Here is a 26,570-nt window from a genome sequence, read left to right on the forward strand (position 1 = left end):
ATAGAGGCGGGTACCTCGGTAACGGGCAAGACGACCTCGGGCTCTGGCAAGGTGGCCGTGAACATCTCCGAGGGCACGGCGCCCTTCGATGTCTACGTGAACAGCGCAAAGGTCCTGCGGACATCCTCGCCCGCCTTCTCCGTTGATGCCTCCTATGGCGACGTGGTGGAGGTAAAAACAAGTGTGGCCTGCGAGGGCGTGCTCAGCAAGACCATGAACGGTATTGTTTCTGTGTCCCCCAACCCGACAGAGGGAGGGCTCTCCATAGCGCTGCCCGCACCACTCAAAAATGTTACGGTGTCCGTCTACAACGTTTATTCCCAGCTGGTCTCCTCGGGAAGCTATCCCGTGAGCGACGGCCGAGTGGGACTGGAGATAAACGGCGCGCCTGCTGGTATCTATTTTGCCTCCATAGAGATGGGGGACGGCAGACCAAAGGTTTTAAAAATAATCAAGAAATGATGAAAAAGACAACAAAAAGAAGAACAACCATGAAAAAGTATTTGTTTATTACGATGATCGGAATTTTAGTAACGGCCTGCGGCGGCGGCAGTGATGCCCCTGGGCCAGGCCCAGACCCAGGACCAGACCCGGGACCGACAGGCAACAATGCGCCAACGGTACCCGTGCTGTCGGCCCCCGAGAACAACCTGCTGTGCATAGACAACAACCTTGAGTTCAGCTGGTCGGCCTCGAGCGATGCGGAGGAGGATGCCATAAAGTATACCATTGAGGTGTCCCTGGATGCCGCCTTCACACAGATAACACACAGCGTCAACAACATAACCGCTACCAGCAGGACCATCCTTCTGGACAGGGACCAGGCCTATTACTGGCGGGTGAGGGCGAGCGACAGCAAGAATGCCTCGAGCGACTTTTCGTCGGCATTCCAGCTCTACACGGAAGGCTTTGGGGAGGAGAACCACCTGCCCTTCGCCCCTTCGCTGCAGAAGCCAGAAATGGACGGGACCGTACAGGGGACCTCGGCGTCACTGATGTGGGGTGCAACGGACGTGGACGGCGACAGCCTGACCTTCGATATCTATCTGGACACCGACCCGTCACCGACCACCAAGGTGGTGGCAGACCACCCGAGCAAGGATTATGTGGCCTCCTCACTGGCGGCCGCGACCACTTACTACTGGAAGGTCGTTGCAAAGGATGGCAAGGGGGGCATAACCATTGGACAGGTATGGAGCTTCACAACAAATTAGTATGAATCATAGATAATTATAAAAAGAATTTCTCGAGAGCATGTAAAATTCTTTGATTCATTGGTTTCCTATGAATTTTAGAATGATGAGGTTCGTGGAAAATATAAAATCAAATGTTTTATATATAAAATCTATAATACAATATAATAATCAGTCTAAGATAGACTGCAAAATATAATGTGACTATTAACTTATGTTAAAATTAAATTTTATGAATATAGAAAAAGAAATACGATCACGTTTCCTGCTTTTATTGTTTATGTTTTGTGTGAGCATAGGCGTTACTGCTCAGGATCTATATGTTGCTACCAATGGTAATGACAGTAATGACGGATCGATCAATAATCCGTTAGCTACTTTAATAGGGGCAAGGGACAAAGCAAGAAGTACGGGAGCCAAAAATATATTTATTAGAGGAGGGCGTTACTATTTTGATACAACATGCGAGCTGGGTTCTCAGGATAATGGAGTCTCTTTTAGTGGCTTTCAAGATGAAAAAGTAATCTTCGATGGCAGTAAATTTATAAATCCAGAGCAGTTTCAGATTGTAACCGAAGATAATTTATTGGCTAAATTACATAATAATGCTAAGGGTAAAGTTTTCTCAAGAGTGATTACAGATACCGAATTGCAGACCCTTTTGGATCAACCCAGTGCCCAGATTTCAATAAATGATAAAATGGGTACGGTTGCCCGGTTTCCTAATATAGGGTTTGCACATATGAACCGTAGTACGGTTACAGGAGAGAGTATAGCTGAGTCGGGTACAGAGAGTGCTCCTAAGGGGCCAGAATTTCAGCTTAGAGAAACCATAGATGCTTCAAAGTGGGGTGTCGAATTGGGCAGATTGAAAAAAATGAAGACAAGGGGTTATATTTCAGCCGACTGGCTTAAGGAAGACAATATAGTTCATAGTGTAAGTGCGTCTGGCAGTATAAAATTGAGAAACGGTTCTAGATATGGAACGGGGGCGGGGAGCCCCGCAGAAGTAAGCCGTTTGTTTTTTTATCACCTTTTGTGCGAACTGGACGAGCCAGGGGAATGGTACTACGATCCTACGGATTCTAGGTTGTATATCTGGCCAATTGAAACAATCAACAACAACACGTCAATCGGTGTTTGGGCAGGACCGCAATGTTTTGAAATAAATGATGGGCAAGATATCGAGATAAAAAAAATGACGATCCAGAATATTGGATCTGGAAATAATGGACAAGGAGCTATCAATGTTAAGGGTACCAGTCAGAATATATTGGTAGCTGGCATTACATTTAGATTTATAGCAGCTCCACTTACATCGGTAAATTTCTGGCATGATGTAAGGAACAGTAAGGTACAGAGTTGCGATTTTTACGATGTGCCTAACAATAGTAGGTTGTATGGTGGTAAAATAACACCAACATCGGTCGAATATGGTAATAATGTTATAGAGAACTGTCACTTTACTCAGGTGTATTCAAAAGATTTTTACGGGAAGGCATGTGGTATAACAGGAGCAGGAAATATATTTAGAAACAACTTGATCCATAACATGAACGGACAGCCAGTAACGCATACGGGTGTAGACCACATTATAGAGCTTAATGAAGCATTTAATGTAGGTATAGAAGAGGGTGATGGTGGTGCATTTTACACAGGTAATGCGATGTGGTCTTTCGGAAATAAAATAAGACATAATTTTGTACATCATATTATGAGTGTGCCTAAGTTATTGGGGAGAGCTTCTTTTTTCTCTGATGATTTAGATGCTGGAGAAGAAGTCTATGAAAACGTGACGTATAAAGGAGGATGGGAAGTACTTAAGATGAATAAAGGAGGGGGGCATTCTGTTGTTAGAAATGTCGTGCTTGAAGGCTATAGGGGAATTAGAAATGGTGATGCATCTACGAGTTTTTATACTACGGCTATGAATTATTTATCTACAAACCCCACCTCAAACGATAAAAGCAATTACATAGGTAGAATGTTAAAAGAGATTGGTGTTACAGGCTGGGAAAGTACTGTTACAACTGATAATTGGTCAGATTTGATAAATGATTTTTGGTATCAACGTTACCCAAAGTTGAAAAGTCTTTTAGAAACATCTAATAATAATAATTCATTTAAACCATATGCATCTAATTATGAAGATAATATGTTTTATGGGAATTCTCGAAACATCCTTGGTGGTAGTGTTGAAACAGTATCTGGAAACCAAGACGTATCATTAGCTATATTTGAAAACCCAAGCACACTAAATTTAAAATTTAAAGAGCCAAGGCCTAGTTATGCTCCAAATATTCCGTTTGATAATATTGGATTGTATCTGGATGCATATAGATGTGCTGTACCAGACAAGAATGAGTATCGTCAAAAAGTAAAGCAAAGATTTGATGGACAACCAGCACATGATAATAGTGTTGCTTACGATTTTAATACCATTAACGATCGTTTATACTATAATTCAGGAGCAGAAATCTATAAATCGGTACCATGTTCAGGAGCCATAGAGGAAACAGGCGATGACAGCTATACGGTAAAAGCCACTGGGGAGACCTGTCTAGACAAGGCTAACGGCCAGATAAAGATCCAGGCAAGGGATGCTGGAAGCTACATTGCCAATCTTGATGGGGGAGCCGATATCAACTTTACTAGCGAATGGCTTATAGAAAATCTCTCTGCAGGTACTTACGAGCTTTGCATTACCAATACAACGAGTAGCATCACCCAGTGTTATGGTCTAGATGTAGAGGCTGGTACTTCGGTAACAGGTAAGGCAATTACAGATTCTGGAAAAGTAGCTGTTAACATTACAGAGGGTACAGCTCCTTTCGATGTTTATGTAAACAACGAAATGGTCTTTCAGACTTCTTCGACTTCCTTTTCTGTAAACGCAGGATATGGTGATGTTGTGGAGGTAAAAACAAGTGAGGCCTGTGAGGGTGTACTTAGCAAGACCATAGACGGTATCGTTTCAGTATCCCCCAACCCTACAAAAGGGGAGTTTGCTATAGCGTTATCCATGCCCCTTAAAAATGTAACGGTGTCTGTTTACAATGTGTTTTCGCAATTGGTCTCATCAAAGGCTTACCCAGTCAACAACGGCCAGGTATCATTGGATATAAATGGCGCACCTGCTGGGATCTATTTTGCTGCTATAGAAATGGGGGGAGGCAAGCCAAAGGTTTTGAAAATAATAAAGAAATAGTACTATAATTATAATTTCATTACCTAAAATAAGGATCGCTTGATTTAGTGTTTACCAAAAAGATATTGACGACTATCAATGAAATTTGAAAAACTGAAAGACTTAGTCTTTCAGTTTTTTTATACGTAAACTATAGCAGTTATATTGTACATTATATTTAAAGTACTTTATTTGCTCATTCTTTTTTAATCTTTATATGCAAAAGCATATATTTTATTCGAGTAAACGATAGAACTTCTGGCTAAATATCATTTTGAAGCATATTAAAGGGGGTTATAGTTGTTATTTAACGAAGTATAAAGAAAGAAAAATAAGTCAATTTTGATAATTGTATCGTTTTGAACATTTTAAACCCCTTTTAGAACATTTTAGATACTAAAGTCTGTTATAAAGTTTGTGATATTTACAGTAACAATAAAGTAAAGAAAGTACCTTTTTTATTGTGAAATGAATTTTTAAACTAATCTTAAAAGACTAAAATTATGAAAAAAACTTTACGCAAATTAACTTTTATAACAGCGGCGTTACTAATGGGCCAAATGTCTTTTGGACAGTTGGTTGTAGTGCCTTTAACTGCAGATACAGCAGCGTCGGGAGAAGCACACTATGCATCTCAAAGAAATGATCCAGAGTATAATCGTAATGATAATTTTGCTTATAATCCAGATAGTCCAACAAACCCTTGGCCAGATACCAATGCTAGTCATAGTGATAATTATTACCTGCCAAAGGAAACTGCAGCAGATAATTGGTGGTCTTGTGATTTGGTTATACCAGCCAATACTACTATAAAATATATGGATTTTTATGGAAGAAACTATAATGGAACAAACTCTGGTATATTTGACAGGTTTACTAATTTGAAAATAACCTTATCTGATGGAGTTAGTCCAGACGAGACACACACTTGGGTGGGGATACCAGAATCAATTTATAACGATGGGATTGATGATAATAACCATGCCAGAATGGATTTCGAAGCTCAAGGGTTTTCAGCAACAATGTTGCAAAATGCGACTTCAATAAGAATAGATCAAGCAAGTGACGGAGCTAACACTTTTCTTGAGTTTATGGAAATCCGTTTAGCGGGAACTTCTACGTTGTCTACTAACAATTTAAAAGCTAATAAACTAATTGTTAGCCCAAATCCTTTACAAGCAGGGAACCAGTTAAAGATTTCATTAACTAATATTAGTAATGACTCTAATAAATTGGTACAGGTGTATTCGGTAATAGGCAAAGAAATTTATAAGACTAATATGGGGGGAAGTGATGTGTCTATAGACTATAATGTGTTTCCATCTGCAGGTCTTTATTTAGTCAAAATAGGCTCTTTTGTATCCAAAGTTATAATTAAATAGACATTTTTTCAATCGGCCTATACCATATTTTTATAAATAATATAATAACACCTTGCCTTCTTTAGTAAATAAAGGATGAGATGGCTATTTGTGTTACGATAATAGCTATTCGTTTTCCTTTATTTACTTAAAAAGGGTTTATTTGGAAAGGAATGAATTCAAGCAAAAAATAATTGCTTTGATAATAATGATGTGAATTTTATACAAGGAAGAAAAACCATTATATATTAAATCGAACTATCAGTAAAAAAACTGATTTTTAATATTTCAAAATCAAGATGATCATATAATTTATAAAGGGAATTTTAGTGATATTAATTTGAAATTAAAATTGTTCTTAATAAGTTAAAAATGCGATCTAACGAGTGTATTAAATGCTTTCCAAGACATTATGAACAAAATATTTACTAAAAAGGAATATATGTACCCGATAAAATAACAGTATTAATATCATATTTGAAAAACATTTCAATCTAAAAACTAAATTTAAAGTCTCTCAATGTGTCTCCCTAAAAGTAGTTTTTATATTTAATTTTTGTGCCCTTTTAAATTCTACCTCAAACACCTACATTAAAATATTAACAAATGTAAAGACTATCTTATTTTATGATGTTAAGAATGTATTAATAAAATTTAAAATACGTACAAAGAAATTAAAAATAACAACTAACAAAATGAACATAATTTAAACTAAAACAACTATGAAATATATCAAGAATCTTTTTCTTATAACAATGTTATCATTGTCCTTTTTTGTGATTTCTTGCGAAGATGATGATAATAATACTGTTGTAATACCTAACATTGATGTAGCGATTCAGTCTCCTGCTGACGATACGCAATCTGTAGGTTTTAATCCAACATTTACTTGGGCAGCATCTGGTGATAATGTGGATGCATTTAAGTATGACTTTTATATTGGAACGGAAGAAAATAAATTAGGTTTAAGGGCAGAAAATATTACTGCTCTTGAATATAGAATAACCAATAATACGGTATTAAAAGGGAATAAATATTATTGGAAAGTAGTAGCTAAAGATGGTATCTATGAAAAGGAGAGTGATGTTTGGAGTTTTACAACATCGCCGGCATTATCTGAGCCCGTATTAATTGGCCCTATTGGTTTTGGTAGAGATCCTTTAAATTTTGAATGGGAACCACTGCCGGCGGCTACAGATGAAGCTTTAACTTATAAAATATATTTAGGGCAAGATAATCCGCCAACAGAACTTGTTGGAACCGTTGAAGGTACAGGAACCTTTACTTACGATGGTCCTGAATTAACCGAATTTGATACTTATTATTGGAGAGTAGAAGTTTCGGATATGTTAAATGCGTCGATGAGTGAAGTCGGTACGTTCCAAAAACTGTTAGGAGGTTATCCAGATTTACCAACTATAGTAGCTCCTTTAAATAATACACTTCTTTTTCAAAGAGATGGCGATGTTATTCTAGATTGGACAGATTCAACAGACCCTGAGGGAGATACAGTTACTTATGATGTTTACCTAGATACAGCAAATCCGCCAGTTAATATAGTCGCTAGTTTCTCTGGTGATTCTGAATATAATGTAACATCCAATTTAGTGGAAAATACATCCTACTATTGGCATGTTGTTGCTAAAGACGCTTCTGGAAATTCCTATAGCACCGAGACTTTTAATTTTGATTACGTCGGCTCTAGCGGACCTGCTACGCCTACGCTTAGTGAAGAAGTTGTAGATGGTACGATGTCACTAGATGAATCTATAGTTTGGGGTAAAGTAGTGGGAGCTGCTACTTTGGATGTATACATAGACGAAATGAACCCGCCTACAACTAAAGTGGCTAGTGATGTAACAGGTGAAGGCTATATAGTTCGCCCTAGAGATATTCCTAGTGATATAACTGTAGCGACAAAAACATATTATGCACGTGTTGTTGCGAAAAATGTGGATGGTGAAGCAGAATCTTCTGTGATATCTTTTACACCTCAACTTACAGGTGTTTATACCGATGTGAGAGGTTCGGAGTCACTGGACTATAATTGGGTTAGATTAGGTTCACAGGTTTGGATGTCTGATAACTTAAGAACTAAAAAATTAACTAATGGTGACGATTTGACAAAGGTTGTTCAGCCAACAAGTGGCGATTACCCCATTACAGGTTCTACTACGGAGTTGTTTTATGATGAACACCCAGTAGATAACGGTCCTATAGCTGGACATCCTACTTTTACTTCACCATGGAGTGATGGATCTAACGGGCGAGCTTATTCTAGTAGAGTAAGAAGAGAGCCACTTATAGCTCCAGAAGGTTGGCATGTTATAAATGATAGTGATATATCAACTTTGAGAAGTAATTTCCCCAATGCATCCGATTTATTAGATGAGTGGTATGGAGGCTCAGATGCTTACGGAGCTAACTTTGTTATCGCAGGTTATCGCTATAATGATTTTAATGCAGGAAGACCTTTTGGTTTCCGGTATGGTGTTGAAGAAGGAAGGGTCGCTTTTTGGATTAATGGTTCAGGATCTAATAATGCTTTTGAATTATATCCTAATGGTAACTATAGAACTTTTAATCAGGGTAATGAGCATAACAGAATGTTTGGTATCCGATTGGTTAAAGATTAAGTCAAAAAATGAACTTTAAAATAAAAAACATACACATTATGAAATATATAAATAAGATCCTTTTATTAACAGTGGTCTTGGTTTTCACGACGCTTATATCTTGTGAAGATGATGATGGTGCTTTTGTAGAAAAAAAACCAAGCGTATCGCTAATTTCTCCAACAGATAAAGCTAATGGAATAGATATAGCGCCGTCATTTGAATGGCAAGCATCAGATCCAAATGCACGGCCTTTAAAGTTTGACTTTTATATGGGGTTGGACAGCACGAAGTTGTTTTTGCAGGCGGAAAACTTAAAAGAAACAAACTACAGCCTAACAGATTATAAGATTCTTAAAGATGAAGTATATTATTGGAGGGTTGTTGCAAAGAATGGCCTAGAGTCAAGGGAAAGTGATATTTGGGAATTTACATCCATTCCTGCTCCCGATGCACCAAACTTAACAAGCCCAGACACAGATGTTTTTGTACGTGACGCTCTAACTTTTGAATGGGAAGCTGTAACAGCTGGAGAAGGAGAAACAATAAGTTATAAAGTATTGTTGGGAAAAACAAATCCACCAACAGACGTTATAGCTACTATTGATGATGGTAGCACATCGTTTGTTGTCGATGCTTCTACTTTAGAAATAGGAGAGGTTTATTATTGGCAGGTTAATGCTTCAGATTTAATTAACGATTCTTCAAGTGAAGTGCGTTCATTTAAGAAATTAAGAACGGGTGCTCCAGATGAACCTCTAATTGTAGCACCAGTCGATAAAACAGGTGTTATGTCTGGTGTAGTACTAGATTGGACAGATGTTACCGATCCAGAAGGTGATGCTGTAAGTTATGATGTTTATTTAGATAAGCAAAACACACCAGCTACCTTGGTGGCTACAGTAACTACTAGCGAGTTTACGACAACTGCATTAGATGCTAACTCAGCTTATTATTGGTATGTTGTAGCAAAAGACCCATCTGGCAATTTTACAGAATCTGAAATTTCTGGTTTTACAGTAATAGGGGCTGGTCCTGGTTTTCCAGCTATTCATGAATTTGCCGTTGAAGATGTTTTGTCGTTGGATGAAGTATTGGTTTGGGATGCAGCGGCAGGAGCAACATCGTATGATGTATACATAGACACGGTGAATCCGCCAGTTAATATTGTAGCTAGCGATATAACAGAAACAGAGTATAAAGTGAAGAACAGTGAGATACCAAGTGATCTTACAGATGTAAAAACATACTATGCTCTTGTTGTAGCAAAAGACGGCAGTGGTGGTGAAACAAACTCCTTCCCAGTAGCTTTCACACCTCAAATGACGGGTATTTATACCGATGTTAGGGTTACGGAGTCACTGGATTATAATTGGGTGAGACTGGGGACACAAGTTTGGATGTCTCAAAACTTACGTACTAAAAAGCTAAGAGATGGAACAGATTTGATAAAGGTTATTCAACCTTCAAGTGATGCGTATCCTATTACAGCATCGTCTACCGAACTGTATTATGATGATCATGATTTACCAGTACCTGGATTCCCCGATGTTTGGGCAGATGGTGATAATGGACGCGTATATTCAAGCCTTGTACCTAAAGCAGATATAGCGCCAGATGGTTGGCATGTTCCTAAGGGATCTGATATTTCAACGTTACAAAATTATATACCTCAGGCAGGAGACTTACTAGATGAATGGTATGGGGGTACAGATCCTTATGGGGCCAATTTTGTTATGGCTGGATATCGTTATAACGATTTTAATGCAGGAAGACCAGCTGGTTTCCGTTATGTTGTCGAAGAAGGAAGAACTACATTTTGGTTTGATAATTCGGGCAGTAATAATGCATGGGAAGTATATCCAGATAAATATAGATCGTTCAATCAAGGTAATGCGCATACTAGAATGTTTGGTATTCGACTGGTGAAAAATGATTAGGAAAATGAAATTTATTTTAAAACAAACTAATTAAAACATATGAATTATAGAATAAAATTTTTCTTAAGTTGTTGTGTCATTTTCATGGGGCAACTATTGGAGGCACAAAATATTAAGGTTTCCGGAGAAGTATTAGACGAAACGGGTATGCCTTTAGTAGGGACTACTATAGTGGCTTCATCTACATCTGGTAGTGAGGTGAATGGTGTTGTTGTAGATTTTGATGGAAAGTATTCCATTACCGTAGATTCTAAAAACAAATTAATCTTTTCTTACGTTGGTTATGTAACCCAAGAGATACCTGTTAATGGACAAACGGTGATTAATGTTACTATGATGCCAGATTTAGAATCTTTGGAAGAAGTGGTTATCTTAGGATATAATAAAGTTAAAAAAGCAAATGTTGTTGGTGCTGTAGCGACCGTATCTGGAGGCGATTTAAAAGAAACTGGTCTTACTAATATGTCTCAGGCTATTCAAGATCGGTTACCAGGGGTTTATACAGAGATACCTTCAGGGCAACCAGGTGCAGATGATGCTAAAATAACAATTCGTGGGGTTACCAGTTTTAGAGGAGATAACTCACCACTTATATTGATAGATGGTGTGGAGGCCACAGGAGGATTTTCACAACTAGATCCTAGTGAGATCGCTTCCATATCCATATTAAAGGACGCTGCATCTTTAGCCGTTTACGGTGTGCGTGGGGGAGATGGTGTTATATTAATAACAACAAACAGAGGTCGTGAAGGCGCTCCAAAAGTAAGTGTTGGAGGAGGTGTAACCGCGAAGTCTATTACAGATATCCCAGATCAATTATCTTCATACGAGGTCTTGACTTTAGGACAAGAAGCCATAAAAAACTCTGGACAGTACAGTGATTTAAGACCACAGCGTTATATAAATACTTTTTTAGATCCAAATAGGGATATTTATGAATTTCCTGATGTAGACTGGTACGATGCTTTAATAAGAGATATCGGTTGGGAGTCTAATGCCAGAATTAATGTAAGAGGTGGTACTAAATTTGTTAAGTATTTTAGTTCGCTTAGTATCAATCATGTAGGAGATATTTTAAAATCTGAAGATTTTAATGGTTATTATGATCCAGAGTTTACGTTTGATAAAATTAACTTTAGAACAAATTTAGATTTTAACATTAGTAAATCAACCAAATTATCTGTTGATATTTCTGGGCGTTCAGAAATAAGAAAAACGCCTAATACAAACGTTGGTAGAAATGATTTCAGTAACCTATTTAAGTTTATAGATGAGGCGACGCCTTACCTATTTCCATTGTACTATCCAAAAGAATTTTTGCTGTCACATCCAGATCCATTGGCGCCATTTCCAGAAGAATTTCGTTTGAGTTCAGCCATTGCAGAAACACCATTTCAGGAAAACCCATATCAAGCGCTTAATTACTCTGGTATGAGACGTTTTAAGAGAGATGTGGTAGATATTCAAATTGGTTTGAACCAGAATTTGGATGTCATTACCAAAGGGTTAAATGTTTCAGGAAAGTTTAATTATAGTACCTCTTTTTCTTATAATAAAGCGGAAGGTTTTTCGCCTCAATTATGGTTGTATGATCCACTTGATGGATCATGGAGAGGTCAAAAAAACCAATCTTATTATAGAGCTAACCCGAGATTTAGAAGTTCAGGTGGTGAAAATTTTAGTGGGGTAGCAAGAAACATATACTATGAGTTTAAATTAAATTACCAACGTAAATTTGGAGATCATAACGTCGCACTTGTTGGAGTTTTTAACCGTACAGAACGAGAGAGAAGTGTTGGTAGTTTGCCTGAGTATAGTGAAGATGTAGCTGGGATATTTAATTACGACTATAACGATAAGTATTTAGTTAAATTCACAGCAGGTTATAATGGTACAGAACGTTTTGCACCTGGTAAGCGTTATGGTTTCTATCCAGCATTTGCTGCAGGTTGGAACATAGCAAAAGAAAAAATAGTACAAGATAATTTACCTTGGTTAAATACTTTTAAGGTGAGGTATAGTTATGGAGAGACAGGGGTTTATAAAAACTCACCTAGATTTGATTTCTTGGGCGGGTATAGCACGACATCTTTGCGTTTAAGTGAAGCGGTGTTCGGATTTCCAGCAAATTCGGAAGTACCAAGATGGGCAGAGGTTAAAATAGCAAACCCAGATGCAACCTGGGAGACTTCTGTAAAGCATAATTTAGGTTTTGATGTACAATTGTTTGATTACGATTTAACTTTAGGTCTTAATTTGTTTAAAGAACATAGAGAAGGTATTGCTATAACACTGCCAGTACCATCCTATTTTCAGCCTAGTCTAGGAACAAGGGATCAAGGTAAGGTAGATTTACCGCAAGTAAATCAGGGATCAGCTAAAAGCCATGGCCTTGAGTTTGAGGCTAACTATAGACATCTTACTGCAGGTGGTTTAGAATATTCTTTCGGTGGTCATGTAACATTGGCTGATAGCCGAATGATATATAGAGGAGATAGAGTGTTGACACCAGACTATAGAAAAAACGCTGGAAAGCCCATAGGTTGGTTATCAGGTTATCAGAGTAATGGTTTTATAGATAATTTTGAAGAAGCCATTAATTCGCCAGAAATTAGTAACTTAAGAATCCCTGGGCATTACTCTTATGCCGATTTTAATGCTGATGGAAGAATAGATGTTAACGATAATATACCGCTTGATGGAACAAGCCAACCTGAAATTGTATATGCTTTTAATAGTGGTTTGAAATATAAAGGGTTTAACTTTAGTGTACGTTTCTTTGGAAAAGAAGGTGTGACTTATCATTCCAGCAATCTATTTCCTAATTTCAATTCTACATTGTTAGAGGCAAAAACAATTCATTTAGACCGATGGAGTCCAGGAAACCCTAATGCAGCATTTCCAGCATTGGGACATACGCCTACTTCTCAGGGATATGAAGTAAGAAGTAACAAAACAACGATAAATTCATCCTATCTTAAACTACAAAATGTTAGTATAGGATATAGTATTAAATCTGAATTCTTGAAAAAGGCCTTAAGAATAGAGGCTATGAGGTTGAGTTTATCTGGTCAAAATTTATACACCTGGTCTAAAGTTCCTTTTGGAGATCCTGAGGGAGGGAATGGCGTTTCAGGTGGATACGGTCAATATCCTTTGGTTAGACGATTCATTTTTGGTGTAAACATTGATTTTTAAAATATAGATTATGATAAAATATAATAAATACATATTACTTTTTTTATCTGTCTTTTTATTGGCAGGTTGTGAAGATTATTTAGATAGAACGGAAGAAGGTACTGGGTTTTCTACAGAGGATGAGGTTTGGAGAGATAGAGCTGCAATAAATAGTTTTGCATTTAGACTTTATGATACATTGGGTTGGATATTTGAGACTAGAATTACTCACCCTGATAGATTTAGAGCAGGGAGAGGAAAGAACTATGGATGTGTAGAGGTCTTTTCAGGAGATATCATTTTTAAAAGACCGCTTAAAGTACACAGTTCGGTATTGGCAGGAGATTATATGGGAATAATTAATGAAGCTTTTGCTAACCCAGATTTTTATGATGCTTGGTCTTCCAATTGGGAACTTGTTTATGTAACTAACAATATTCTTGATCGAATTGATGAGGTAACTACAGACATCATGCCCCAGAATGAAATTGATCAAGTAAAAGGAGAAGCGCTTCTATTTAGAGCGTTTGCTTATCATGAATTGTCTAAGCGATGGGGCGCATTGCCTTACATCAAAACTAAAATTGTACCAGAAACAGATTTAAACCTTCCTAGACCAACATATCGCGAGTTGATTACAGATATTGTTGCAGATTGCGATGCGGCTATTCAAGTTTTACCAGAGGTAAGCTATCTTAACGACCCTGTTCATATGGGGCGCATGGGTAAAGCGGCTGCCATGGCATTAAAATCTAGAGCATTAACAACGGCGGCTAGCCCCAATTATACTGCCAATAACCAAAAGGATACTGAGTTATGGGAGATGGCTGCTGCTGCTGCCTGGGATTTAATAAGTCTGTCTCAAACTTCAGATAAGGTTGGTTTATACCAAGGAGATTATAGCAATATATTTCATACAGAACCAGGTACTATTGAAGGGGTATGGCCTAGATATAATGTGCCAATCTCGGCAAGTAGAGATTTATATAGACTTAGCTGGCTTTGGAGAAACATAAATGGCGATGCAGGTTATTCGCCATCGCAAGAACTTGTTGATAGATTTGAAACAGCAGATGGTTGGCCAATCAATCACGCGAATTCAAATTATAATGATCAAGATCCATATGCCAATAGAGACCCCCGTTTTTATAAAGATATATTATATCATGATGCGCCTTTCCCAAAGGTATCTGAAAATGATAGAATGGATATGAGAACGACCCCATTAGGTGAAGATCGTACAGCGCCTAATAGTTCAACTTATGGTAATTCAGCAACAGGTTATTTCGCAAGAAAAATTATTCCTGAGAAATATAATAATAAAGCTTATAACAGAACCTTGTATGTAAATGCACCTTATATAAGAATGGCGGAGATTTATTTAAATTATGCAGAAGCTGTTAATGAAGCCTATGGGAATCCAAATGCCACAGCTCCAGGAGCATCCCTAACAGCTGTTGATGCTTTAAATGCGATTCGTAATAGGGTTGGACATGTTGATGTTAGGCCAGAATTTACAGCCGATGAGGCATCATTCCGCGAAGTTGTTAGAAATGAATTTAGAGTTGAGCTGTGTTTTGAGTACCACTCTTGGTTTGATATGCTGCGTTGGAGAACGGCAAAAGAGGAATTAGATGGAAAAGATTTCCATGGTGTTTTAATTATCGATGATGCCACGCAACCAACAGGTGTTCGTTACGAAAGATTTTTAATCGGTCAAGGAGAAAGAGTTTTCGACGATAGAATGTACAGATACCCATTAAGGCAAAGTGACCTGGAAGTGTTTGAGGTGCCTCAATTAACCCAAAACCCTGGATGGTAATATATTAACAGTTAATGATTTTACAATGATAAAAACAAAGACATTATATTTAGTATTGGTAGTTATATTTTATATATTACCTTTTGGAGTAGAAGCTCAGGAAGAAAGTGCCCTGAATGCAGTATCTGCTACCATAACCAATAAGTCGGGAGATGCGCTGGAAGGTGTTCATATCCTAGCGTCGAAATCTAGAAATAGAGCGGTGACCAACGAAAACGGTTCTTTTAGTATAAAAGTTCAAGTTAAAGATATTCTTGTTCTTACCCGATTGGGATATGAGAGAATGGTTGTGTACATAGACAATGGCAGTTTAGAAAGTGAGAGCATTGTGTTAAAACAATGGGGTGTTATTGAACCTCAGGAAGATACTAATATCGCTCTGGGAAGCATGCCTTTTGAGAGAATTACAGGTTCTGTTGAACGTATAACAGGAGAAGAACTAAATGATTTTCCAACAGCTTTTACACGAGAGGCTTTAGCTGGTAGGTTATCCGGCCTACAAACATCTTATAATAATGGGTCTACAGTTGCTGAAAGCTTTGGAAATAGTATACGAGGTCAAGGTGTTGGTCAACTTTTCGTAGATGGTATACCATCCGTTGACATCGTACTTACACCTGCCGAGATAGATGATGTTGTTATAGCAAAAGATTATGGCTCGTCTTTTATGTATGGTACTCTGGGAGCTCCTGGTGCCATTATTGTAAATACAAAACATGGATTACCTGGAGGCCGTTTGTTTAGATTTAAATCTAGAACTGGGGTGAGAACGCCTACATTTTTGCCTAATACGATGAATGCACAGGATTATGCAAGAAATTACAATATAGCATTGAGTAATGATGGTCTTTCACCAATCTATACGCAAAGTGATATTGATGATTATACGAATGGCACAAATCCCGTAATGAATCCTAATAATGATTATTATGAAGATTTTGCTAACGGTATTTCAACATATACGCATCTTACAGGTGATTTTTCAGGAGGTAATGAAGATGTTCAGTATTTTTCCCATCTGGGTTATTATACAACAGACGGTATAGAAAATGTAGGAGAGGGAAGAAAGTTAACCAGACTTAGGTTGAATAACAATGTTCAAATTAAATTTGGTAATACAGGCCATGTTAACGTAGGTATTGGTGGAAGTTTCAATAAAAGAAATGAACCACGTTTAAATGCTAACAGTGCATTTAATACCATGTATAATTACCCAGCCAATGCCATTCCTTATAAGATAAATGATACTATTTTTGGTAGAACGCAAGAATTTGGTACTAATTTACTTGTAGATTTGGCCAATGGCAACATTATGGAAGATGAAAGAAGAGATGCCTTTGCAAGAATTGGTTTAGATTTAGATTTAAGTGAAGTAACAGAAGGCTTGACTCTTAAAGGATTGGTTGGTATGTATACATTAAATGTTTTATCGTCTTTTCTAGATCTTAGACCGCATACGGCTGAGCCTGTGTTTACGCCAAATGGAGATGGTACTTATGAGACTAGTTTTAGAGAGTTTAGCCCTGAGAAAATATCATTTAATTTCTCGAAATTGGGAGACCGTGTGGATCGTAGTCAATATATTCAAGCCAATCTACATTATAATAGAGATTTTAGTAAGAATCATAAAGTAATTGCAGATGTGTTTTTTACAAACCAAAAGTTAACTGGTAGCCAATTACAGCAAAATACGATTTATAGAAATATAGGACTGAGAGCAAATTACTTACTAAATGAAAAATATGTTTTAGAAGGAAAACTTCTAAACTCGCCAATACGTCAATTGTCACAGGATGAAAGAGACAAGATAAACTATGATGCAGGTATTGCCTGGTTGCTGCACAAAGAGTCTTTTCTTGATAGCGCTGATTGGTTGAACTTTTTGAAATTTAGAGCTAATTTTGGTGTACAATCAAGACCTGTAAGTCAGTTTTTTATATCAGAACATCAGTATGGTAGTAGTGGAGCTGGTACTTTTGGAGTTTTTCGTGGTGAAACTGCTGGGGCAGGTGGTTCCAATAGAGTTTTTACAGCTTCAGATTTAGTAACACCAAAACAAGAATACCTAAGTGTTGGTTTGGATTTCCAAATGTTTAATTCTAAAGTTAATGGTCAATTAAATTACTTCAATATCCGTAATTACGATCAAATAACAGTAGCATCTAATCTATATGCTATAATACCATCTAACTATACACCATTAATGAGTTATGGGGATTCAAGAAGACGTGGTGTTGATGCAAATATTTCATATAATAACAAGATTGGTGATTTTGCTTATAAATTAGGTGTTAATGCCATGTATAATGTTAGTTATAACACACTATCCAATAGTATTACCTACCCAAGAGGAGAAGAACAGAGAAATGCTATAGGTAATCAAGGAGGCCGTATTATCGGTTTACAAGCAGCAGGAATTTTTCAAAACGATGCAGAAATAGCCAGTGCAACGCCACAATTATTTGGAGAGGTGAAACCTGGAGACATTAGATATGTAGATTTCAATAATGACGGCGTTATTGATGAGAAGGATTACCATGAGGTTGGAAAATCACCAAGAGTTTCATTCGGTTTAAATTATATGATGCAGTATAAAAACTGGAGCTTTAGTATTCATGGTGATGGTGTACTTGGTGGTAAGTATGTTGAGCAATTGAATTGGAACCGAGGCATTAATGACTATACACAAGAATTAGCCAATAGTTGGCCAGTTAGTAATAGCTTACCTAGATTAACCACATTATCAAATTCTAACAATTATAGAACGTCTTCTTTTTGGTTAAAAGATGCCAGCTATTTTAATGTGAGAAGCATTATGGTCGCTTATTCATTACCGCAAAATTTGTTAAAGGATATCGGTGTGAAAGAGTTTTCGTTATCTGGGTCGGTAAAAAACCCTTTCGTTATATCATCTAATAAAGAAAGGTTTATGCCTAGCAGAAATAAAGGGTATTCCGAACATCCAGTCTTAAAAGCTTTTGAGCTGGGAATACAAGTGTCATTTTAATTAAAAAAATTATAAGAAATGAGAAAATATATAATTATACCTTTATTAGTGATAACTTTGGGCTTGAGTTTCTCGTGCACTAATGAGTTTGATCAAATAGTACCAAATACAAGGAATGAGTTTGAAGATGTCTTTAGGGATATCAGTAGCACGTCTACTTTTTTAAACCCAGCTTATTCAGGTGTTAGAAATACGCCATGGGTTTCTTTAGAATATCATACAAATAATGCGGTTTCAATTAATGGGGTTCAAAGACAAGCAGCTTCTGGATCTACAGCAGAATCTTCACCAGTAAGTGGTCAGTGGGGAGCCTCTATGAACCAAATATTTAAAATTAATGAGTATTTTAAATACGGATTTGATATTACTTACGATCCTTTAAACGCAGAGCGCGGTGAGGCATTGAAAAGACGTTTTAGAGGGGAAGCGTTTGGTTTAAGAGCTTATTATAAATGGCTGTTACTTAAGAATTTTGCAGGGCCTTCGGCAACCGATGGAACCATGTTGGGTATTCCTATAATTGACGAATTGTTAACTTTTGAAGAGGTAAATAATGTGAGTAGAAGTACCTACATGGAAAGTTATGAGAGTATAAAGAAGGATTTAGATAGTGCTTACAGATATATAGATGTTTTCCGTTATAATGACGGGAATGATGATATAAACGGAGAACAGAATGTGAGTAGAATTTCTAGAGAGATGATTTGGGCTTTAAGAGCACGATTGGATCTTTTTTCTGCGAGTCCAGCTTATAATCAGATTTCCTGGGATCAAGCAGCCCAAACGGCTTATGCAGCTATAGAAGCCATAGATGGAAGTATTTTAGAGCTTCAAGACTATGGTGATTTTAATAATTCAGATAACATAGATCATTTATGGAGAAGGTCTTATAGTAACAATGGAAATCTAGAGCGCGCGCATTACCCAATATCAATGTATGGTAGAGGTGAAGCCAATCCGAGCCAAAATTTAATAGACGCATTTCCTGATATTAATGGATACCCCATAAGTCATCCAAGCTCAATATATAATGCTGTTACCCCTTATGATAATAGGGAGGGGCGTTTTGAGCGTTTTGTGTTTTATAATGGACAAAATGATTTTAGAAATGTCTTTATTGAAGTTTTTGATGGCGGAAAGGATGCCAATGGCGGACTTCGTAAAAAATCGACCCGTACAGGTTATTATATGAAGAAGTATTTGAGCTCTAAAGTAAACTTTGATAGAGACCAAGGAACTGAGGTTGGGAATGATATAAAAGTCTATCCTATTTTTACCAGAGCAGGTCTTTATTTAGATTTTGCTGAAGCGGCTGTAGAAGCTTATGGGGTTAACGGACAAGCTGGTAGTATGGCTTTTTCTGCTAAAGATGCCCTTGAAGAAATTCGTGAAAGAGCTGGAATAACTAATGATCTTTATTTAGATGAAGCAGACGATATTTTAACAACCTATAAAGCATTAATAAAAAATGAAAGACGTATAGAATTTGCTTTTGAAGGCGAGTATTATTATGATGTTAGAAGATGGATGCTACCAGTTGATGAGTTAAGTCAACCTGTAATGGGAACTCATGTGACTAAAAATCCAGATGATTCATTCACGTACGAGAATAAAGAAGTAGAATCTAGAGTCTTTACAGACAGAATGTATTACAACCCGATACCTAGAAATGAAGTACTAAAATCTAATGCGCTTATCCAAAATGCTGGATGGGAATAGTAAACTAATTAATTGTATAAAATTATGAAAATTATGAAATATAAAAGTTGTTTATTGTTAATATTGTTGCTTTCAATGATGTTTTCATGTGACCCTTACGAGGATTATATTGTTGATACCATAGGCTTTACAGCTGTATATTTTCCACATGCAGAAATAGAAAGGTCAGCTGTTGCAGGTGAAGGGCTTGAAATTAAGGTTGGTGCTTACCTGGGAGGTGTTAAGGATAATAATAATGTAGAAGATTTAACCTTTGAGATAGACCCTACCATGTTAGATGGTACGGCTTACACTTTGTTACCAGAGGATTATTATACTTTAGGAAGTCCTGATAAAATAACCATCGATCAAGGCGAGTTTTTAGGGTTGTTGTCGGTAAAGTTTGATTCTTTAAGAATGGCAAATGACATGCAGTTATTGGATTATAACTACGCACTTCCTTTTAGAATACTATCAACATCTACAGATTCTATTTTAGAAGGTAAAGAAGAAACGATTATCCCTATAAAATTAATGAATACATACGAGGGTAATTTTTATCAAGTAGGAAGCTTAAAAGAGTTTTTCACCGTAGATAAAGTATTGGATACCGCCTATGTTTATGGAGACCACTTAGATGGTCCTAGTACACCGATACGTGAATTAAGGTCTATTATGATGGATACAGTTAAAATTAATGGTGTAGCTAATCGTACAGGAGATAATTATTCTATGAAGCTTAAAGTAAACCCAGAAGATAATTCTGTAACTATTATAGCAGATCCATCCTCAGATTATCAAGTTGAAGAAAATGGTTTTAGTTTATGGGATCCTGTAAAAAGAAGGTTTACTTTAAAGTATAAATATAGCGATGGCGGTAAGGATTTTGAAGTAGAAGAAGTACTTACATTTAGAAATAGAGTAAGAGACGGTATTAATGAATGGCGATGGGAAGGATTCCCTGGTAATTAATACTTTGTTTATTACTATATTTTATAAAAATGAATCATATACATCGTTGAATTAGTGTTAATAACTATTTGATTATTATTTAGTTTAGTGTTAGAAAGACTGTCTTTTAAGGCGGTCTTTCTTTTTTAATTCAAATTATATATCTTAGAGTAAGAAGACTTCTTTCTATTAATGATCCTTAAATAGGTACATTACTGTAAGTTTTAAAAAGGTAATGGATAACCTCTGTAGGTATGCAGTTGTATTGCGTTTCAAAACAAAGCTTAATAATAAGCAAAAGCTATTTCTAAATAATTAGAGTAGCTTTTGTGTTTTGTATCCATAATTCGATGTTTAAGCCTTTAGATTAGTATAATAGATGTTTTTGACCTAATGGTGAAGCAACCATTTCCAAAATTTTTGCGCCTCTATAAGTAAAGGCGTCCAGGTTTGGGCAAGCTCTAAATAATCAATAATTTAAAATAATATATGACCGCAATAAATAAAACAGCGCGATTTGCTGGCTTACTTTATCTAATGCTTGTTATAAGTGCAATAATTAACCTCAAATATATTCCATCTCAATTGGTAGTTTGGGAAAGTGCCTCAGAGGCTTTTGAAAACATAAAAAAATCCGAACTGCTATTTAGATTGGGAATTGTGAGTGGTATAATCACATATCTTATTTTTTTATTATTGCCACTAATTTTATACAAACTCTTAAATAAAATAAGTGAAGTTCATGCTAAACTCATGGTGCTTTTCGCATTGATAAGCGTACCCATTTCATTTACGATTATTCTCAATAAATTCTCTATTTTATCATTAATCAATAGTGAATATATTGAACATATAGGAGGAGCTGAATTGTATGCGCAAGTGATGTTGTATCTTGGTTACTATAATAACGGAATTGAAATCTTACAAATATTTTGGGGGCTTTGGTTATTTCCTTTCGGATATTTAGTATACAAGTCTGGTTTTCTACCAAAAATTTTAGGAATACTGTTGATGGTTGGCTGTTTTGGTTATTTAATTACGTTTTTTGGAGGGTTTTTGTATTCAGATTTCTATAAAACAACTTTTTCGACTATTATTGGAATACCAGCGTCTATAGGAGAAATTGGAATTTGTTTATGGCTTTTAATAATGGGAACGAATATACCTAGTATTGGAAAAACAGCAGAGAACAAAATAAATTAATTAACCATTAATCAAGCCTACTTACAAAAAAGATTTACGAGAATTCCCTATTCTGGCTATTCTAGTTAATTATGATTAATCGTTTACATCTACACCTTTCCAAATACTCATACTTTTTGGTCCAGGTCACCCTAGTTTGTTATCAAAATAACGGCTACCTCTAGCATTTTTAGTAGTGGTATGAGTCACGCTAAAGACATGATAAATAAGAAGTAAAAAGAGAAGCCACATGCTTTCCCTGGAAAACATGTAGCTTTTTATCTCGTTTTAAGTTTATAACACAACTATTTGTCTGCATCAACCTTTTCCAGATTTTCATATTTTTTAGCAAAATCTGAAGGTGACATTTTATATACCTGTTTAAAACATTTACTAAAATATTTTGGGTCGTTAAACCCTGTTTTTATGCACACCTCAGAGATTAACAAACCAGAGTTTTGTTTTATTATTTGTGAGGCTCGTTTTAGCCGGTAGTCTCTAATAAATTCGTTGGATGATTTTCCTGTAAGCTGTTTTAGTTTTCTATATAACCCCGAATGGCTCATATTCATTTCTTTTTTAAATATCTGAGCCGTAAACTCAGGGTTATCAAAATTCTTATCCAAAACATCATAAGCCTTTCTTATAAACAAATCGTCAATAGAATCGATGCTCTTATCTTTAGGTATAAAGTTGACTTTGGTTTTAGATTTTTCCGATATTTTCTTATTAGTTTCTATAATATTGGTGATTCTCGATTCGAGAATATGATAGCTAAACGGTTTTTTAATATAATCTATGGCACCAATACTTAAGCCTTTTAGTTTAAATTCATCAGAGGTCCAGGCACTGAGGAAAAGAAAAGGGATATGACTGGTTTTTTCATGGTCCTTAACACGTTTACAAAACTCAATACCATCCATAATTGGCATCAACGTATCACTTAAGATTAAATCTGGAGTATGCTTAATGGCTTTGTCTAGTCCCTCCTTACCATTAGCAGCTTCTACGACTCTAAACTTTTCGGATAACGATTGAGCGACATAGGTTCTAATATCCAAATCGTCCTCAACAACTAAAATTCTAGGTGTATTTTTGGTATGCTGTTTCGTATCGGTTTGAATTTCAGATGGTTTTTCTTTATCTAAACTTATAGGCTTTATAGGGGCTCTTTTTTGTACACTGTTTCTAATATTTTCAGGCTTATAAAATGTTTCTTTTATTGGAATGGTTATAGAAAATGTTGAGCCTAAATCAACTTTACTTTCAACATTTATAGTCCCTTGGTGCAGTTTTACCAATCGGTTAACATAATCGAGACCAATACCAGCTCCATTAGGGTTTAAAGATTTGGCGGACTCAGATCTTACCTGATAGAAACCTTCAAATATTTTTGAAAGTTTATCTTCAGAAATGCCTATACCATTATCCCTAACACTAATAGTTACATAATCCTCAGAGTCATGAGAATAATCCAAATGAATAGTAATAATGCCTCTTTTTAGAGTGAATTTAAAAGCATTGGAAAGTAAATTATATACAATTTTTTCAATTTTATCTTCATCAATCCACCCTTTTAAAACATCTTGTTTACTAATAAATTTAAATGTGATTTCATTTTGAATGGCAAATTCATTAAAAGCACTGGCAGTATCTTCAATACACTTAGTAATGTTTTGATTGGAAACCTGTAAGCTTAAGGTATCACCTTCAAGTTTACTGATATCTAAAATTTGGTCGACTAACCTTAAAAGGCGAAAAACATTTTTGTTGATTAATTTCAGTAATCTAAAGTCATGATCGTTTCTGTCTCTTCCGCTTTTTAGCAATTGAGAAACGGGCTCAGAGATTAAGGTTAAAGGCGTTCGTAATTCATGTGATACATAAGTAAAAAAGCGAAATCGCATTTTATTAAAATCTTCTTCGTTCTTTAGTTTTAAGCGTTGCGATTCATTTTCATTTTTTTGTTTGGTACTTATTATGGTATACTTTTTATAATAGTAAATTAATGTCGTAAAAATAATTAACATTAAAAAAGTAAACCACCAAGTAGCATAAAATGGAGGCGCAATAGAGATGTTTAAAGACTTTTCATTTCCATCTGAAGCATTATTAAGTGCTTTTACCTTTAATGTATAATCACCATGATTAAGATTTGTAAAACTTACTGATCTTCTCGAATCTATGTTGGCCCACTCATCCATATAGCCTTCAAGTGTATAAGCATATTTGTTTCCTTCAAGATTGTTAAAGTCTAATGCAGTAAACTCAATAGAAAAGTCATTTTGATTGGCTTTGAGTAATAAATGATCGGTTTTGGAAATGCTTTCGCTTAACGGCGAATCCTTGGTGTTTATACTTGCATCTTTATTGTCTATTTTCAAAGAAGACAAAACTATAATCGGGTTTTTTTTAATGTTATAAATGCTATCTGGATGAAAAATCACTAAGCCTTTAGAACCTCCAAAACCAATATAATTATCAGGTAAAATAACAGAAGCTTTTGGTTGGAATTGCTTTGATGGAAGTTTGTGGGAATCGCCAAAGTTTTCAAAAGTTCTACTTGTCTTATCAAATTTCACCAAACCTTTATAGGTACTAACCCAAAACGTATTACTATCAATAGATAATATGCTTGATACAAAGTTGCTGGGCAAACCATCATCTTCGGTAAAAAAAGTGAATTTTGCATTACTTAAATCCAGATATCCCATACCTCTACCTTGTGAGCAAAACCAAACCTGTTCTTCATTATCGTCTAAATAGACTTCGCTCAAAGGAAAGGAAATTAGTTTATCTGAATAGAAATCTTTAAAGGTTTTTGTTTCAGGATTAAAAATAGCAATGCCTCCCATGGTTGCTATGACCAAGGAATTATTTTTTGCAACTTTTATGTCCCTAACATCTACATGTCCATAGGTCTTGAAACCATTTTTAATGGGGTCGTAAAGATTTAATCCTGTTTGTGTACCTATCCATAAATTATTTGATGTATCCTCAGCAAAGCAGTATATTTTGTCATCATTAATACTATTGGTGTCATTTATATTGTGCTTGTAGTGGATAAAACTTTGCTTATTTGGTTTCAACAAATTGAGTCCTCCAGAATAAGTTCCAAACCACATGTTGCCCTTAAAATCTTCAAATATGGAAGTTACGGTATTAAAACTTAAGGAAACAGGATTTTTAGGCTCGTACGAATAAGATTTGTATTGTTTGTTATCGGCGTTATATACACTTACACCGCCCCATGTTCCAAACCATAAATTATCTTTACTGTCAAGAAATACACTTCGTATGCGGCTTTCTATAATACTGTTGTCATCATGAACCTGGTGTCTTACCAACTTAAATAAACTGTTTTTAGAAGTATTAAAACTAACACCCTCAGCATAAGTGCCTACCCATAAAATACCTTCACTGTCTTCATAAACAGAATAAACAGAATTAGTAGGTAAACTTTGGGTATGGTTGGAGTCATGTGTGAAATTTGTAAAAGAATGATTCTTTTCGTTTATCTTACTAATACCTCCACCATTGGTTGCAACCCAAAGATAACCTTCAGAAGTTTGAAAAATATCAAAGATTTCATTATGGGGAAGCAGGCTGTTTTCTGTATTGTATGTTTTAAACCGTTTACTTTTTTTGGAGAGAAAGGAAATACCTCCTTTTAATGAACCAATCCACAAATCTCCAGTTTCGTTTATGGAAAGTGCCGTAATGGTGTTTCCCGAAACAGAATTTTCCTTATGTTCCTCATAAAAGTAATTGACAAATCGTTTGCTTTTTTTATCAAAATAGTTAAGTCCATGTTTGGTGCCAACCCATACATGATTGGAATCATTGGCTAGCGATAGGACTTCAGAATTAGATAATGAATTTGGACGTTCTGAGTTATATCTGTGGTGCTCAACAATGCCTCGATTAAGACTGTATAAAACCAACCCTTCTGAAGTCCCAAGCCAAGCCAGGGAATCATTTTCTTTTTTTATGCAATTAACCCTTATAGGCGTATTAAAATTTTCGAATAGGTTATATTTTTTTACTGTCTCTGTAACTGGATTGTAAATTTTAAGGCCGTTATCTGTCCCAATCCATAGCATGTTTTTATCATCTTCATATAAATCGAGTACTTTCTTTCCATTTGAAGTTTCAGATTTATTTTGGTTTATATCTATAACTTTTATGTCGTAACTATTGTATCTATTTAAACCATCGTCAGTACCAAACCAAAGATAGCCTGTCTTATCTTTTAAAATAGTATTAACGGTATTTTGAGAGAGCCCATTAGTTGTTGTGAGCATAGAAAAATCATTAGAAGACTGATCTTCAATATACTGTGCGTTTAAGCTCGTATAAAAAAAAGAGAAAAAAACCAGAAAAATCGTTTTATTAAGCATTTTACAAATGAGATTTAACTAAGCTGTTAATAAAAGT

The 26,570-nt window shown here is 35.9% G+C and carries 13 protein-coding genes; 12 read left to right on the forward strand and 1 reads right to left on the reverse strand.

Going from position 1 to position 26,570, the window contains the following annotated elements; translation table 11 throughout:
* The 12 genes from HHX25_RS20280 to HHX25_RS20335 all read left to right on the forward strand — a co-directional run.
* Positions 1–462 (forward strand): T9SS type A sorting domain-containing protein (locus tag HHX25_RS20280; RefSeq protein ID WP_169675207.1); only part of this gene is annotated, 462 nt, incomplete at its 5' end.
* Complete coding sequence (locus HHX25_RS20285) at positions 459–1,214, forward strand: fibronectin type III domain-containing protein (protein WP_169673983.1); 756 nt, start codon at positions 459–461, stop codon at positions 1,212–1,214. The genes HHX25_RS20280 and HHX25_RS20285, both read left to right, overlap by 4 nt.
* Before the next feature lie 211 nt (positions 1,215–1,425).
* Positions 1,426–4,401: a T9SS type A sorting domain-containing protein gene (locus tag HHX25_RS20290; protein WP_169677221.1), complete on the forward strand. Its 2,976-nt coding sequence runs from the start codon at positions 1,426–1,428 to the stop codon at positions 4,399–4,401.
* Between the two features lie 482 nt (positions 4,402–4,883).
* Positions 4,884–5,762 carry a T9SS type A sorting domain-containing protein gene (locus HHX25_RS20295; RefSeq protein WP_169677223.1) on the forward strand — a complete coding sequence of 293 codons (879 nt, stop codon included), beginning with the start codon at positions 4,884–4,886 and terminating at the stop codon, positions 5,760–5,762.
* A gap of 701 nt (positions 5,763–6,463) precedes the next feature.
* Positions 6,464–8,377 (forward strand): FISUMP domain-containing protein, encoded by a 1,914-nt coding sequence (locus HHX25_RS20300; RefSeq protein ID WP_169677225.1) that lies wholly within the window; start codon positions 6,464–6,466, stop codon positions 8,375–8,377.
* A 38-nt stretch (positions 8,378–8,415) separates the two neighbouring features.
* The gene (locus HHX25_RS20305) at positions 8,416–10,296 is read left to right on the forward strand and encodes an FISUMP domain-containing protein (RefSeq protein ID WP_169677227.1); all 1,881 of its coding nucleotides are present in this window, start codon (positions 8,416–8,418) and stop codon (positions 10,294–10,296) included.
* A gap of 39 nt (positions 10,297–10,335) precedes the next feature.
* Positions 10,336–13,494, forward strand: a complete 3,159-nt coding sequence (locus tag HHX25_RS20310; RefSeq protein WP_169677229.1) for a SusC/RagA family TonB-linked outer membrane protein — start codon at positions 10,336–10,338, stop codon at positions 13,492–13,494.
* A 10-nt stretch (positions 13,495–13,504) separates the two neighbouring features.
* On the forward strand, positions 13,505–15,295 hold the full coding sequence (locus HHX25_RS20315) for a RagB/SusD family nutrient uptake outer membrane protein (protein ID WP_169677231.1): 1,791 nt from the start codon (positions 13,505–13,507) through the stop codon (positions 15,293–15,295).
* Positions 15,296–15,320: 25 nt separating this feature from the next.
* A complete protein-coding gene (locus tag HHX25_RS20320; protein ID WP_169677233.1) occupies positions 15,321–18,302 on the forward strand; it encodes a SusC/RagA family TonB-linked outer membrane protein in 2,982 nt (993 codons plus the stop codon).
* Positions 18,303–18,320: 18 nt separating this feature from the next.
* Complete coding sequence (locus HHX25_RS20325) at positions 18,321–20,021, forward strand: RagB/SusD family nutrient uptake outer membrane protein (RefSeq protein WP_169677235.1); 1,701 nt, start codon at positions 18,321–18,323, stop codon at positions 20,019–20,021.
* A gap of 33 nt (positions 20,022–20,054) precedes the next feature.
* Positions 20,055–20,972, forward strand: coding sequence for a BT_3987 domain-containing protein (locus HHX25_RS20330; RefSeq protein ID WP_169677237.1), 918 nt, complete (start codon positions 20,055–20,057; stop codon positions 20,970–20,972).
* Between the two features lie 468 nt (positions 20,973–21,440).
* Positions 21,441–22,154 carry a DUF4386 domain-containing protein gene (locus HHX25_RS20335; protein WP_169677239.1) on the forward strand — a complete coding sequence of 238 codons (714 nt, stop codon included), beginning with the start codon at positions 21,441–21,443 and terminating at the stop codon, positions 22,152–22,154.
* 284 nt (positions 22,155–22,438) lie between these two features.
* Here HHX25_RS20335 and HHX25_RS20340 read toward each other — a convergent pair whose 3' ends face one another.
* On the reverse strand, positions 22,439–26,533 hold the full coding sequence (locus tag HHX25_RS20340) for a hybrid sensor histidine kinase/response regulator transcription factor (protein ID WP_169677241.1): 4,095 nt from the start codon (positions 26,531–26,533) through the stop codon (positions 22,439–22,441).
* Between the last annotated feature and the right edge of the window lie 37 nt (positions 26,534–26,570).

Source organism: Flavivirga algicola (genome assembly GCF_012910715.1).
Lineage (GTDB): Bacteria > Bacteroidota > Bacteroidia > Flavobacteriales > Flavobacteriaceae > Flavivirga > Flavivirga algicola.